This is a genomic window from Actinomadura sediminis (assembly GCF_042675525.1).
In the GTDB taxonomy this organism is placed as follows: Bacteria; Actinomycetota; Actinomycetes; order Streptosporangiales; family Streptosporangiaceae; genus Spirillospora; species Spirillospora sediminis.
This window is the reverse complement of sequence record NZ_JBHTJA010000006.1, coordinates 98,471-112,476: the sequence shown is the minus strand read 5'-3', so window position 1 is coordinate 112,476 and position 14,006 is coordinate 98,471. Positions and strand designations below refer to the sequence as shown.

Genomic DNA, 14,006 nt, shown 5'->3' with positions numbered 1-14,006 from the left:
TCCTTCGGTCGGTGTGCACCACGAGTATACCCACCGGTATGGGTAGTGTGTAGGTATACCGGTATGTATACCTAGGGAGGAACGGATGACCCCGCGCCGCACGGACGCCCTGCTCGGCGCCGGTTTCGTCGTCCTGTGGAGCTCCGGCTTCATCGGCGCCGAACTCGGCGCGGCGAGCGCGCCCGCGAGCACCCTGCTCGCCTGGCGGTTCATCGTCGCGGTGGCACTGCTCGCCGTGTGGGCGGCATGGCGGCGCCCCCGCATACCCGCGCGCGAACTCGCCCTGCACGCGCTCATCGGCACGCTCGGGCAGGTCGGCTATCTCTACGGCGTCTTCCAGGCCGCCCAGGTGGGCGTCGACGCGGGCGTCAGCAGCCTGATCGCCGCCCTGCAGCCGCTCGTCGCCGTCGCCCTCGCCGCCCCGCTGCTCGGCGAGCCGATCGGCCGGTGGCAGCTCGCCGGTTTCGTCGGCGGGCTCGCCGGAGTCGGGCTGGTGGTCGGCGGCGAACTGCGCGGCGGCGTCCCCGCCTGGGCGTACCTGCTCCCGTTCGGGGCGATGCTCAGCCTCGTCGCCGCGACCCTGCTCGAACGCCGCACCCGCCCGAAGGCGGGGATCATGGAGGCGCTGGCGGTCCAGGCCGCCGTGAGCGCCGTGCTGTTCTCCGGGCTCGCGGCCGCCGACGGCGCGCTCGTCCCGCCCGCGGAGCCGGGCTTCTGGGCGGCCATCGCGGTGCTGGTGCTCCTGGCGATGTTCGGCGGATACGGCCTGTACTGGATCAACGTCCGCAGGACGGGCGTCGCCCGGGTGTCCGCGCTGCTCTACCTGACACCGCCCACCACCATGATCTGGGGCTGGGCGATGTTCGGCAGCACGCTCCCGCCGCTGTCGCTGCTGGGCGTGCTGGTGTGCGCCGTCGCGGTCGCCGTCGCGCTGCGCGCGGCGCCGGACGCCCGTCAGGCGCGCAGCCGCAGGCCCTTCGGCGTCGGATGGAAGCCCGCCGACTCCAGCGCGGCGGCGAGCGGCGACCCGGCGATCGCGGCGCCGTCCGCGCGCTCCACGGTGAGCTTGCCGAGCGCGCCCTCCCGGACGGCGAGGGCCAGCGCGTCCACCGCGGGCTGCAGGACGCCGGAGTCGTCGTCCCAGGTCAGCAGCGTGCGGCCGCCGCGCTCCACGTAGAGGACCAGCCGGCCCTCGACCAGCACGACCAGCGCCCCGGCCTTGCGGCCCGGCTTGTGCCCGCTGATCGCCTCGTCGGCGCGCGCCGGCCACGGCAGGGCGGCGCCGTAGGGGTTCGCGGGATCGGCGGCGGCCAGGACGAGCGCCCGGCCCGCCCCCTCCCGCCGCGCCCCCGGACGGGACGCGGGCGCCTCCCACAGCGCGGACAGGTCGTCCGGCGCGGCGGCGGCGGGGCGGAGCGCGCGGAGCCGGTCCACGGCGCCGGGCAGCGCGAACTGCGCGGCGCCGAGGCCCTCGACGAAGTAGCCCCGGCGGCACCGTCCGCTCTCCTCGAACGCGCGCAGCACCGGGTACACCCCGGCGAACCCGCCGGGCGTCCGCTCCGCCGCCACCGCGCCCCGGATGACGATGCCGTACCGCTCCAGCAGCGCCTCCGCCAGCGCGGTGGAGCGCAGCGTCGCGGTGCCCTCCCGCTCCGGCAGCGGCCACCAGCGGCCCCCGACCGTCGGCGGGCCGGTCCGCGACGGGAGCACCGGACGCCCGCGCCGCGCCGTGCGCGACCGGTGCGTCGGCCGCCCCGACCCGAGCGCGGCCCGCAGCGGGGCCAGCGTGTCGTTGGTGAGGACGCCCGCCCACACGAGGTCCCACACGGCGGTGACCAGGTCGGCGTCGGCCGCGGTGACGTCCCGGTTCACGCGGTCCGACAGCGTGCGGAAGAACAGCGCGCCGCCGTCGCCGAGCGCCGCCAGCACCGCCTCGTGCACCGGCGTGATCGTGATCTCGGCCGGTTCCGGCATGAGCAGCGGCGCGGTGTCGGCCAGGTACAGCGCGACCCAGCCGTCGCCGCCCGGCAGCCCGCCCTGCCCGGCCCAGACGACCTCGCCCGCCGACGTCAGCTCGTCCAGCATGGCGGGGGAGTAGCCGGGGACGCGCGACGGCAGGACGAGCGTCTCCAGCGCGGACGCCGGGACGGCCGCGCCCTGCAACTGCTCGATCGCCTGCGCCAGCGCGTCGATGCCGCGCAGCCGCGACCCGCCGGTGACGCCGTGCCACGCGGGCAGGAACCGCCCGAGCGACTCGGGCGGGGACGGCTCGACCTCCGCGCGCAGCCGCGCGAGGGAGCGGCGCCGCAGCGTCCGCAGCACCCCGGCGTCGCACCACTCGTTCGTCAGCGGACCGGACACCGCCTCGACCGGCAGGAACTCGCCCTCCGCGACGCGGCCCGCGCCCGCCAGCCGCCGCAGCGTCTCCACGACCACGGCCGGGCCCAGCCCGAACCGCGTGGCGGCGGCGGCCGCCCGGAACGGGCCGTGCGTCCGCGCGTACCGCGAGACCAGATCGCCGAGCGGGTCGTCCACCGGTTCCAGGAACGCCTCCGGGAGCCCGACGGGCAGCGGCGCGCCCAGCGCGTCGCGGAGCCGCCCGGCGTCCTCGATCGCGGCCCAGTGCTCGGTGCCCGCGATGCGCACCCGGATCGCCCGCCGGGTCGCCTCCAGTTCCGCGAGCCAGTGCGCCGGCTCCGTCCCGAGGGAGCGGTCGGCGACCTCGGCCGTCGTCAGCGGGCCGAGGGCGCGCAGCAGGTCGGCGACGCCCTCCAGGTCGCGGGCGCGCCGGTCCCCGGCGAGCCGCTGCAGCTCGCGTTCGGTGTCGGCGACGACCTCCGGGTCGAGCAGCTCCCGCAGGTCGGCCTGGCCCAGCAGCTCCGCCAGCAGCGAGGTGTCGAGCGCGAGCGCCTGCGCGCGGCGCTCCGCGAGCGGCGAGTCGCCCTCGTACATGAACGCGCCGACGTAGTGGAACAGGAGGGAACGCGCGTAGGGGGACGGCTGGGGCGTCTCCACCTCGACGAGCCGGACGCGGCGCCCCGACACGTCCCGCATGAGCTGGACGAACCCGGGGACGTCGAACACGTCCTGCAGGCACTCCCGCATCGTCTCCAGGACGATCGGGAACGACGGGTACTTGCTCGCGACCGCCAGGAGCTGCGCCGCCCGCTGCCGCTGCTGCCACAGCGGCATCCGCTTGCCCGGGCGGTTGCGCGGCAGCAGCAGCGAGCGCGCCGCGCACTCCCGGAACCTGGCCGCGAACAGCGCGGACCCGCCGAGCTCGTCGACGACGATCCGCTCGACGTCGTCCGGGTCGAACACGGCGACGTCCAGGCCGGGCGGTTCCTCCATGTCGGGGACGCGGATGACGATGCCGTCGTCGGCGTGCATGGCCTGCGCGTCGACGCCGTACCGTTCGCGCAGCCGCCCCGCGATGGCGAGCGCCCACGGCGCGTGGACGCGCGCGCCCAGCGGCGAATGCACCACCATCCGCCAGTCGCCCAGCTCGTCGCGGAACCGCTCCACGACCATCGTCCGGTCGTCGGGCACGTGCCCGGTCGACTCCCGCTGCTCCGCCAGGTACGACACGAGGTTCGCGGCGGCGAGCCCGTCCAGCCCGGCGGACGACGCCCGCCCGCGCGCGTCGTCCTCGTCCAGCCCGGACAGCTCGCGGGTGAACGAGCCGAGCGCCCGGCCCAGCTCCGCCGGGCGGCCGAGCGCGTCGCCGTGCCAGAACGGCAGCTTGCCCGGCTGCCCCGGCGCGGGCGACACCAGCACGCGGTCGGGCGTGATGTCCTCGATGCGCCACGAGCTGGCGCCGAGCACGAACACGTCGCCGACCCGCGACTCGTAGACCATCTCCTCGTCCAGCTCGCCGACGCGCGACGCCTTCTCGCCGACGAGGAACACGCCGAACAGGCCGCGGTCCGGGATGGTGCCGCCGCTGGTCACCGCGAGCCGCTGCGCGCCCGGACGGGCGTTGAGCGTGCCGTTCACCCGGTCCCACACGAGGCGGGGCCGCAGCTCGCCGAACTCGTCGCCCGGGTAGCGGCCCGCGAGCATGTCGAGGGTCGCCTCCAGCGCCGAGCGCGGCAGCGTCGCGTACGGGGCGGCCCGCTTGACCAGCGCCTCCAGGTCGTCGACCGGCCACTCGTCCATCGCCGTCATCGCGACGATCTGCTGCGCCAGGACGTCCAGGGGGTTGCGCGGGTACCGCAGCTCCTCGATCTCGCCGCCGCGCATCCGCTCGGCCACCACGGCCGTCTGCACCAGGTCGCCGCGGTACTTCGGGAAGATCACGCCCTTGGACACCGCGCCGACCCGGTGCCCGGCCCGCCCGACGCGCTGCAGCCCGTTCGCCACCGACGGCGGCGACTCCACCTGGACGACCAGGTCGACCGAGCCCATGTCGATGCCCAGCTCCAGGCTGGACGTCGCCACGACCGCGGGCAGCCGGCCCTCCTTCAGCGCGTTCTCGATCGCGGCGCGCTCCTCCTTGGACACCGACCCGTGGTGCGCGCGGGCGATCTCGCCGGGGGCGCCCTTCGCCGCCCCGGCCTGCGCCATCGCCTCGGCGGGGGAGTGGTTCTCCGGGAGCGCCTCGCCGGTCGCGCGCTCGTAGGCCAGCTCGTTGAGCCGCCCGCAGAGCCGTTCGGCGAGCCGCCGCGAGTTGGCGAAGACGAGCGTCGAGCGGGGCGCCTCGATCAGGTCGAGGAGGCGGTCCTCCACGTGCGGCCAGATGCTGCGCTGCCGCGGGTCCGCCGCGCCCGAGTCGTCCACGAACCGCCCGACCTCGCCCATGTCCTCGACGGGGACGACGATGTCGAGGTCGAAGACCTTGTCGGACGGGGGCTGCACGACCCGGGCGGGCCGCGTGCCGCCGAGGAACGCCGCGATCTCGTCCGCCGGGCGGACGGTCGCCGAGAGCCCGATCCGCTGCGCGGGCCGCTCCAGCAGCGCGTCCAGGCGTTCCAGCGACAGCGCCAGGTGGGCGCCGCGCTTGGTGCCCGCCACCGCGTGCACCTCGTCGACGATCACGGTCTCGACGCCGCGCAGCGACTCGCGCGCCTGCGAGGTGAGCAGCAGGAACAGCGACTCGGGCGTGGTGATGAGGATGTCGGGCGGCTTCGCGGCCAGCCGCCGCCGCTCGTCGGCCGGGGTGTCGCCCGACCGCATGCCGACCCGGGCGTCCGGTTCCGGGAGGCCGAGGCGGCGCGCGGCGTGCCGGATGCCGGTCAGCGGGGCCCGCAGGTTCCGCTCGACGTCCACGGCCAGGGCCTTCAGCGGCGAGACGTACAGGACGCGGCAGCGGCGCAGCGGGTCGGCGTCCGGCGGGGGACCGGCGGCGAGCCGGTCGAGCGACCACAGGAACGCCGCGAGCGTCTTGCCGGACCCGGTCGGCGCCACGACGAGCGTGTTGTCGCCGCCGGAAATGGAGTTCCACGCGCCGGCCTGGGCGGCGGTGGGCGCCGCGAACGCCCCCGCGAACCACTCACGGGTCGCCGGGGAGAAGCGTTCGAGCACGTCACCGCCCATGCCGCCATCTTGCCTCGCGGGTACGACAGAACGGGACGCGGGTGGCGCGCGTCACATTGTAAGCAAGCGCTTGTAAGGGCATGGTGGACGGCGACCGCCCCCAGGGAGCCGCCATGACCCACGTCCTCCTGGCACTCGGGATCCTGTTCGCCCTGCTCGCCGTCAACGCGCACCGGCCGAGCAGGCACCCGGTGCTGCTCGCGCCGAGCTTCTTCGCGGGCTGGTGGACGATCGAGCTCGCGCCGCACCTGCTCGCCGCCGAGGCCGCCGCGCTCGTCCTCACCGCCTGGAACGGCGGCCTGGACGGCTGGGCCGGCCGGGCGGGCCTCGTCCTCGGCGCCGCCGGGGCCGCCGGGCTCGCCGCGACCATCGCCGCCGCCCGCCGGACCACCGTCACCCTCCGGGAGTGCGGCGTCCCGTTCGAGCTCGACCCCGGGCCCGCGCCCCGCTACCCGCGCTCCCACCTGGTCGTCCCGCCGCTGTGCCTCATCCCGCGCAGGGGAGTGCGGGTGCAGCGCAACGTCACGTTCCACGAGGACGGACGGCTCCGCCTGAAGCTCGACGTGTACCGGCCGTCCGCCGAACCCGCCGAGGGAGAGCTGCGCCCAGGACTCATGCAGATCCACGGCGGAGGATGGATCATCGGCGACAAGCGCGAGCAAGGTCTGCCCCTGCTCAACCACATGGCCGTCCAAGGCTGGGTGGGTTTCAACGTCAACTACCGGCTCAGCCCCCGCGCCACCTGGCCCGACCACCTCATCGACCTGAAACGGTTCCTTGCCTGGTACCGCGAGCACGCGGCGGAATACGGCGCAGACCCCGACTTCCTCTGCGTGACCGGCGGTTCCGCCGGGGGCCACCTCACCGCGATGGTCGCGCTCACCGCGAACGACCCCGACTTCCAGCCCGGCTTCGAGGACGCGGACACGTCCGTCCAGGGCGCCGTCCCCTTCTACGGCGTGTACGACTTCTGCGAGCCCGGCCCCTGGCCCGTCCCATTCGGCTCCACCAGGCTCGTGGAACGGTGGGTCGTGAAACTGCCGTTCGCCGAGAACCGCGACGCGTACGCGAAGGCGTCGCCGGTCACCCACGTCCGCGAGGACGCGCCGCCCTTCTTCGTCGTCCACGGCAGCCACGACTCGCTCATCCCCGTCCCCGAGGCCCGCCGGTTCGTCGAACAGCTCCGCGCGACGTCCCGCGCGCCCGTCCTGTACGCGGAGATGAAAGGCGGCCAGCACGCGTTCGACGTGTTCCCCTCCTACCGGACCGCCCGCGTCGTCGAAGGCGTCGAGCGGTACCTCACCGGCCTGCACCGCCAGTACCGGCGGGGCACGGGACCGGCCGTCCCCGGCGAGGTCGCCGACTCCCTCGACCGGTCCGCGCAGGACGGACCCGTCGGATAGCGTGGGAGACGTGCGGCTCACGGTTTTCTGGGAACGGATGAACGAACAGTTCGGCAAGGGCTACGCCGACAGCGTCGCCAAGGATTACGTCATCGCCGACCTGGGCGGCCGCACCATCGAGCAGGCGCTCGCCGACGGCGAGTCCGCGAAGAGGGTCTGGCAGGCCGTCGTCGCCACGTTCGACGTCCCCTCACGGCTTCGATGACCACTCGGGCTTCAGCAGGCCCTCACGGCTTCAGCAGGGACGTCCTCTCCTTCACCAGGGACGTCTTCGCCGGCCCAACGACCCGATGCGGGACGAACGACGACGTGTCGTCGGTGATGAGCCCCGATGTCTCCCGGATGCCGATGCCCGCCGCCCCGTCATGGACGACCCACGCGCCCAGCACCGGATGCTCGCCGTCGAAGTCAGGCAGCGCGCAGAACTCCTGGAAGACGAACCCCTCCGCGCCGTACTCGCCCTGCGTGCGCTGCTCGCCGCCGTCCGGCGTCACGATCCGCATGCTGGCGCCCTCCCGGCCCAGCAGCGGCTTCTGCACGTAGGACGTGAGGTTCGACGGGGTGTTCAGATACGTCGGCAGCAGGTTCGGGTGATCCGGGAAGAGCTCCCACAGCAGCACCAGAAGCGCCTTGTTCGACAGCACCATCTTCCAGATGGGCTCGATCCAGGACGTGGACGCGAACCGGATGTTGCGGCCGAACGGCTCCGCGACGATCCACTCCCACGGGTACAGCTTGCAGAGCGTCCGGATCTCCCGCTCCTGCAGATCGACGAACCGGCGGCGCGCCGCGTCCCACCCGACGTCCTCCATGGCGATCGCCGTGCCCGGAAGCCCCGCCTCCTCGGCGGTCTCCTGCATGTAGGCGATCGTCATGACCTCCTCGCCGCTCTCGTCGTCGGTCGTCCACGCGAAGTGCGCCAGGTCCCCGTCCACGCTCGGCGCGATGTCCTTCCAGCGCGCGACCAGGCGCTCGTGGATCGAGTTCCACTGGTCGTCGTCCGGATAGACGTCCTGCAGCCAGAACCACTGGACGACCGAGCTCTCGACGAGCGCGGTCGGGGTGTCGGCGTTGTACTCCAGCAGCTTCGCGGGGCCGTCGCCGTCGTAACGCAGGTCGAACCGCCCGTACAGGTGCGGGTCGCCGCGCCGCCACGACGCCTCGATCAGCGGCGCGACCCACTCGGGTATGCCGAGCACGTGGTACCGGCCGGTGGACACCACGTGCTCGACCACCTGCAGGCACATGTCGTGCAGTTCCTCGACGACCCGCTCCAGCTCGAGGACCTCGTCCAGGTCGAAGACGTAGTGCACCGACTCGTCCCAGTAGGGACGGCTCAGATGCTCGGGGTGCGCGGTCCGGTGGAACGCCAGCCCGTGCGACTCGACCTTCTCGGCCCAGCCGTCCCGCGGCGTCGAACGCATGCGGCGCATCGGATCAGCCCCCGCCCCCGCCGCCGCGGCCCCCGAATCCGCCCCGGCTCAGCGTCGTCCCGCTCCGGGACTTGATCGTGCCCTTCGGGCGGACGGACGAGCCGCCCGACACGTAGCCGTTCCGGACGCTCCCGCCGTAGTACCAGTAGTACTGGCCGTACGAGCCGCCGTCGTCGATGTCGTCGGGGTCGCAGAACGAGTCGGACACCACCTTGCGGCCGCCCGGATCGTCGCGCTCGACGCAGCGCGCGACCGTCGACTTCGACCCGCAGGCGACCAGGGTCACCGACAGTGCGCTCACCATCCCGACCTTCACGGCACGGGACCTGAGCCGGCGGGCGGGCTCCTGAGGCGGCATGGAGAGCACATCCCTTCGGCGCGGAGGGGTTTTGAAGGATTGAGACGCGGCGAAACGGCGCCCGGTTCCCGCTGGAACGGAACAAAGGACTAATCGGGCACCGGGAGATGGGCGAACAGATCCATCGCGTCCACCGTGGACGGCAGATCGCTGACCTGGCCGTCGCCGACCTCCACCACCCGCCACCGGCCGTCCGACCGGTGCGCCAGGTCGGTGGTGATGAACCGGCAGCCGAGCGCCCGCACGGCGGGCGCCACGTCGGTCACGTCCGGGAGAGGCTCCACCTCGGGGCTGTCGGGATGCGGCCCCACCAGGACCGGCTCGCCGTCCACCCACCACACGCGGGCCTCGCCCGCGCCGGTGTACTCCTCGAACTCGCGGACCACCAGCCCGCCCTCGAGGAAGTCGCCGCGCAGGGCGATCATCTTCGCGGCGACGTCGCGGAGCCGGGCGGCGTTGTGCACGTCGGGCACGAAGCACGCCTCGTCCCACTCGTGCTTGCACGACTTCACGTAGTCCTTCACGACGCCCGGCCCCGGGCTCAGCGGCCGCACCAGCTCCGCCAGCTCGCCCGCCCCGCCGGGGTCGCCGCCCGGCGGCACCGGACGCCACACGCTGTGCGGCGTCAGCCCGGCGAACGTGTCGTGCCAGCCGGGCAGCTCGTGGGCGCGGCGGTAGTCGTCCGGGTGCGCCAGCAGCGCCGCCCCGCGCGCCTTCAGCGCGGACGCCAGCGCCGCGTACTCGCCCGCCGCCAGCATCCAGCCCCGGTACCAGACGGCGCCCAGGCCCTCCGGCACCCGGCGCACCGCCTCGCCCGCGTCACCGCGCCGGAGGGCGTCGTGGTCGATCAGGGCGATCTCGCCGTAGTGGTCCCGCACGGCCGCGGCCTCGCGGGCGAAGTGGGGGTCAACGCGCCGGGGGTGCAGCGGATCGACGCAGAAGAGGACGGTCAGCGTCATGATGGGATACCCCTCCGTGGACGCAGCCAGCGTACGGGGACGCGGCCCGGGCGCGCACGGAGATTCCGTCCGAAACGGCGCACCGGACGATGATCGAACGAGTGTTCGGTAAGCTGGTCCCGCCCGCGCCGTCGTCCACAGTCGCGCCGGGCGGTCGAAAATGTCGGTGGCCCGCCGTAACGTCGCCCTCGACATCGCAACCAGCGGCCCGAGAGCCGACAGTCACGACGAATAAGGACATCTCATGGCAGCGAACGACAGGGAGAAGGCTCTCGAGACCGCCCTCGCGCAGATCGAGCGGCAGTTCGGCAAGGGCTCGGTCATGCGGATGGGCGAGGAGGCCCGGGCCCCCGTCGAGATCATCCCGACCGGGGCGATCTCCCTCGACATCGCGCTCGGCATCGGCGGGCTGCCCCGGGGCCGCGTCGTCGAGGTCTACGGGCCGGAGGGCTCCGGCAAGACCTCGATCGCGCTGCACGCCGTGGCCAGCGTCCAGAAGAAGGGCGGCATCGCCGCGTTCGTGGACGCCGAGCACGCCCTCGACCCCGAGTACGCCAAGAACCTCGGCGTCGACATCGACGCCCTGCTGGTCTCCCAGCCCGACACCGGCGAGCAGGCCCTCGAGATCACCGACATGCTGATCCGCTCCGGCGCGATCGACATCGTCGTCATCGACTCCGTCGCGGCGCTCGTCCCGCGCGCCGAGATCGAGGGCGAGATGGGCGACAGCCACGTCGGCCTCCAGGCCCGCCTGATGTCGCAGGCGCTGCGCAAGCTCACCGGCGCGATCAACCAGACCAAGACCACGGCGATCTTCATCAACCAGCTCCGCGAGAAGGTCGGCGTCATGTTCGGCTCCCCGGAGACCACGACCGGCGGCCGGGCGCTGAAGTTCTACGCGTCCGTCCGGCTGGACGTGCGCCGCATCGAGACGCTCAAGGACGGCACCGAGGCCGTCGGCAACCGCGTCCGGGTCAAGGTCGTCAAGAACAAGATGGCCCCGCCCTTCCGCGTCGCCGACTTCGACCTGCTGTACGGCCAGGGCATCAGCCGCGAGGGCGGCCTGATCGACCTCGGCGTCGAGCACGGGTTCGTCCGCAAGTCCGGCGCCTGGTACACCTACGACGGCGACCAGCTCGGCCAGGGCAAGGAGAACGCCCGCAACTTCCTCAAGGCCAACCCCGACATGGCCGACGGGATCGAGAAGAAGATCAAGGAGAAGCTCGGCATCGGCCCGAAGGTCGACAAGGAGGCCGAGCCCGCCCCGGCGGACGCCGCCGCGGCGCCCCCGGCTCCCGCCGCCGCGCCCGTCAAGGCGCCGGCCGCCAAGAAGACCGCCAAGGCCAAGGCCGGTGAATCCTGACGGCGAATCCCGCGATATGGGTGACTCCTGACGATGAGTAGGCGATGATCTCGTATGTAGGGCGGCGGCGCCTGCTCCGGCACCGGCGCGCCGGTGCACGGACCTTCCCCGATGGCGCCGCCGCTCCCGCGGCATGACCGGCGACCCGAACGGCGACCCGACCGGCGACCCGGACGGCGCGGCCCCGTCCCGTCCGGTCGGCCGGGAGCGGGACCCGGAGGCCCGGGCCCGCGACATCTGCCTGCGGCTGCTGACCGGGTCCCCGCGGACCCGCGCCCAGCTCGCCGACGCCCTCCGCCGCAAGGAGATCCCGGACGACGTCGCCGAGCGCGTCCTGTCCCGGTTCACCGACGTCGGGCTCATCGACGACGAGGCGTTCGCCCAGGCGTGGGTGCAGTCCCGGCACGCCGGGCGCGGCCTCGCCAAGCGCGCCCTCGCCGCCGAGCTGCGCCGCCGCGGCGTCGCCGACGAGACCGTCAGCGACGCGGTCGAGAGCCTCGACCCGGGTCGGGAGGAGGAGACCGCCCGCGCCCTCGTCGCCCGCCGCCTTCCCGCCACCCGCGGCGTCGACCCCGCCAAGCGGATGCGCCGCCTCGTCGGCATGCTCGCCCGCAAGGGCTACCCGCCCGGCCTCGCCTACCGAGTCGTCAAGGACGCCCTCGCCGCCGAGGGGGCCGACATCGACGACCAGCCCGACGACCAGCCCGACGGCGATCCCGACGACATCCCCCTCGACTGACCGTCCCGCCGCCCTCTGGAGGCGGGGTTTCGGGCAGGGGAGGAGTGGGGCGGTCGTGACCGTAATGCCGCGGTGGCGGAGCGGAATCCGAGGGCGATTCGGCTTTCCCGCTGGGGCGGCCCCGGCCGGACGGGCGGCGCCCGCGGCGGCGCTGCCTGCGGCGATGCGGGAGACGGGTGGGTAAGGAAGGCGTCACGTCCGCGCGGGGTTAGTCCGGAATGCCCCGTGTTTGCTTGCTCATTACCTCCATGCCGCTTACCGTTACGGCAGTGAGGAGTTACTCCGCATAGCGCGGATTGCCATAGGACCGAACACGTTCGAGCAGCTGAGAGGCACCAGGGACACGTTCGCCGATCTGGACTCGGCCGGATCTCCGGGACGCGCGCGGCGCGGCCCGGTGATGGCGTCGCCGTGTCCCCGGCCGTCCGCAAGGCCGTCCGCAGGGCGCGAGTAAATCCTCGCTAGGCAGGGTTCCGAACTCCGGACGGGACCCGACGGCGAGGAAGGATCTGCCTCATGGAGAGCGTCCTGCTGGGTGCAGCGCTGCTGGTGACCCTGGTCGCTCTCGTCATCGTGATCCTGTGGCGCCCCGGTGCGTCGGGGAAGGCGGCCGCCGAGCTGGCGCTCGCGCGGAGCGAGGCCGACGAGGTCCGGGCGAAGGCCGAGCGGGAGGGCCGCGAACTCCTCGACCGGGCCGAGGGCGAGGCGCGGCGCCTCGAGTCGGAGTCCCGCGCGGCGGCCGAGCGGGAGGCCGTGGCCGTCCGGGACGAGCTGCGCGCCCTCCGCGCGGACCTCGAGCGCCGGGAGGCGCGGCTGGCCGAGCGGGAGCGGCGGCTGGACGGCGAGGCGCGGCGGCTGGAGACGTGGTCGGGCCGGCTCACCGTCACCGAGCGGGCCCTGGAGGAGCGCGGGCGGGAGCTGGACGGCGTCGAGGAGGAGCGGCGGCTGGTCCTGGAGCGGGCGGCGGGGCTCACCGCCGAGCAGGCCAAGGCGGAACTGGTCGCGTCCATCGAGAACCAGGCCAAGCGCGAGGCCATCCCGATCACGCGGGAGATCGAGAACTCGGCGCGGCAGGAGGGCGAGAAGCGCGCCCGCAAGATCGTCACGCTGGCGATCCAGCGGATCGCGAGCGAGCAGACCGCCGAGTCGGTCGTGTCGGTCCTGCACCTGCCCGGCGACGAGATGAAGGGCCGCATCATCGGCCGCGAGGGCCGCAACATCCGGGCGTTCGAGACGACCACCGGCGTGAACCTCATCATCGACGACACCCCCGAGGCCGTCCTGCTGAGCTGCTTCGACCCCGTGCGCCGCGAGGTCGGGCGGCTGACGCTGGAGAAGCTCGTCCTGGACGGGCGGATCCACCCGCAGCGCATCGAGGAGGTCTACGAGCGCAGCAAGCGGGACGTCGAGCAACTGTGCGTGCGGGCCGGTGAGGACGCCCTCGTCGACGTCGGCATCGCGGACATGCACCCGGAACTGATCGCGCTGCTCGGCCGGCTGCGGTACCGGACGTCCTACGGCCAGAACGTCCTCAAGCACCTCATCGAGTCGGCGCACATCGCCGGGATCATGGCGAGCGAGCTGCGGCTGCCCGTGGACGTCGCCAAGCGCGGCACCCTGCTGCACGACATCGGCAAGGCGCTCACCCACGAGGTCGAGGGCAGCCACGCGCTGATCGGTGCGGAGATCGCCCGCCGGTACGGCGAGCCCGAGGACGTGGTGCACGCGATCGAGGCGCACCACAACGAGGTCGAGGTGCGGACGGTGGAGGCGGTGCTGACGCAGGCCGCGGACGCCGTCAGCGGCAGCCGTCCGGGCGCGCGGCGGGAGTCGCTGGAGGCGTACGTGAAGCGGCTCGAGCGGCTCGAGGAGATCGCCCGCGACAAGCACGAGGGCGTGGAGAAGGTGTTCGCGATGCAGGCGGGCCGGGAGGTCCGGGTGATGGTCAAGCCGGACTCGGTCGACGACATCCAGGCGCAGGTGATCGCCCGCGACATCGCCAAGCAGGTCGAGGACGAGCTGACCTACCCGGGGCAGATCCGCGTCACGGTCGTGCGGGAGTCGCGGGCGACCGAGTACGCCCGCTGACCCGGGTTCCCGGCCCGGCGGCCCGCCGCGCGTCCGCGCCGGCCCGGGCACCGGCCGGGCAGGCGCCCGCTACCGCCGCCCGGCCGCCGGGTCCCCGACCGGCGGCTCCGGTGGCTCGGTGCCGCCCT

General features: G+C 73.8%; 9 protein-coding genes and 1 pseudogene. 6 read left to right on the top strand and 4 right to left on the bottom strand.

Annotation, left to right across the window (positions count from 1 at the left end; all coding sequences use genetic code 11):
• Positions 1-85: 85 nt before the first annotated feature.
• A pseudogene (locus tag ACFQ11_RS05780) lies at positions 86-871 on the top strand (DMT family transporter); the annotation flags it as partial.
• A gap of 83 nt (positions 872-954) precedes the next feature.
• On the opposite strand, the gene ACFQ11_RS05775 reads toward ACFQ11_RS05780, so the two are convergent.
• Positions 955-5,535, bottom strand: a complete 4,581-nt coding sequence (locus ACFQ11_RS05775; RefSeq protein ID WP_378296790.1) for an ATP-dependent helicase — start codon at positions 5,533-5,535, stop codon at positions 955-957.
• Positions 5,536-5,648: 113 nt separating this feature from the next.
• Between ACFQ11_RS05775 and ACFQ11_RS05770 the strand changes: the two genes are divergently transcribed.
• Complete coding sequence (locus ACFQ11_RS05770; protein WP_378296789.1) at positions 5,649-6,938, top strand: alpha/beta hydrolase fold domain-containing protein; 1,290 nt, start codon at positions 5,649-5,651, stop codon at positions 6,936-6,938.
• 10 nt (positions 6,939-6,948) lie between these two features.
• Entirely contained in the window at positions 6,949-7,143 is a 195-nt protein-coding gene (locus tag ACFQ11_RS05765; protein WP_378296788.1) for a DUF3046 domain-containing protein, read from the top strand.
• Positions 7,144-7,165: 22 nt separating this feature from the next.
• Here the strand turns inward: ACFQ11_RS05765 and ACFQ11_RS05760 are convergent, their stop codons facing one another.
• The 3 genes from ACFQ11_RS05760 to ACFQ11_RS05750 all read right to left on the bottom strand — a co-directional run bounded on the left by ACFQ11_RS05760 (position 7,166) and on the right by ACFQ11_RS05750 (position 9,688).
• Positions 7,166-8,371: a glutathionylspermidine synthase family protein gene (locus ACFQ11_RS05760; RefSeq protein WP_378296787.1), complete on the bottom strand. Its 1,206-nt coding sequence runs from the start codon at positions 8,369-8,371 to the stop codon at positions 7,166-7,168.
• 4 nt (positions 8,372-8,375) lie between these two features.
• Entirely contained in the window at positions 8,376-8,729 is a 354-nt protein-coding gene (locus tag ACFQ11_RS05755) for a hypothetical protein (protein WP_378296786.1), read from the bottom strand.
• Positions 8,730-8,818: 89 nt separating this feature from the next.
• Entirely contained in the window at positions 8,819-9,688 is an 870-nt protein-coding gene (locus ACFQ11_RS05750) for an ATP-grasp domain-containing protein (RefSeq protein ID WP_378296785.1), read from the bottom strand.
• A gap of 244 nt (positions 9,689-9,932) precedes the next feature.
• On the opposite strand from ACFQ11_RS05750, the gene recA reads away from it, so the two are divergent.
• The 3 genes from recA to rny all read left to right on the top strand — a co-directional run bounded on the left by recA (position 9,933) and on the right by rny (position 13,878).
• Complete coding sequence (recA, locus tag ACFQ11_RS05745; RefSeq protein ID WP_378296784.1) at positions 9,933-11,051, top strand: recombinase RecA; 1,119 nt, start codon at positions 9,933-9,935, stop codon at positions 11,049-11,051.
• Positions 11,052-11,184: 133 nt separating this feature from the next.
• Positions 11,185-11,790 (top strand): recombination regulator RecX, encoded by a 606-nt coding sequence (gene recX, locus ACFQ11_RS05740; protein ID WP_378296783.1) that lies wholly within the window; start codon positions 11,185-11,187, stop codon positions 11,788-11,790.
• Between the two features lie 528 nt (positions 11,791-12,318).
• The gene (gene rny, locus ACFQ11_RS05735; RefSeq protein WP_378296837.1) at positions 12,319-13,878 is read left to right on the top strand and encodes a ribonuclease Y; all 1,560 of its coding nucleotides are present in this window, start codon (positions 12,319-12,321) and stop codon (positions 13,876-13,878) included.
• Positions 13,879-14,006: the final 128 nt, after the last annotated feature.

What these genes read in the sequence shown, in the direction of transcription:
- ACFQ11_RS05775 (WP_378296790.1), bottom strand. Translation starts at nt 5,535, where the DNA reads ATGGGCGGTGACGTGCTCGAACGCTTCTCCCCGGCGACCCGTGAGTGG.
- ACFQ11_RS05770 (WP_378296789.1), top strand. Translation starts at nt 5,649, where the DNA reads ATGACCCACGTCCTCCTGGCACTCGGGATCCTGTTCGCCCTGCTCGCC.
- ACFQ11_RS05760 (WP_378296787.1), bottom strand. Translation starts at nt 8,371, where the DNA reads ATGCGCCGCATGCGTTCGACGCCGCGGGACGGCTGGGCCGAGAAGGTC.
- ACFQ11_RS05755 (WP_378296786.1), bottom strand. Translation starts at nt 8,729, where the DNA reads ATGCCGCCTCAGGAGCCCGCCCGCCGGCTCAGGTCCCGTGCCGTGAAG.
- ACFQ11_RS05750 (WP_378296785.1), bottom strand. Translation starts at nt 9,688, where the DNA reads ATGACGCTGACCGTCCTCTTCTGCGTCGATCCGCTGCACCCCCGGCGC.
- recA (WP_378296784.1), top strand. Translation starts at nt 9,933, where the DNA reads ATGGCAGCGAACGACAGGGAGAAGGCTCTCGAGACCGCCCTCGCGCAG.
- recX (WP_378296783.1), top strand. Translation starts at nt 11,185, where the DNA reads ATGACCGGCGACCCGAACGGCGACCCGACCGGCGACCCGGACGGCGCG.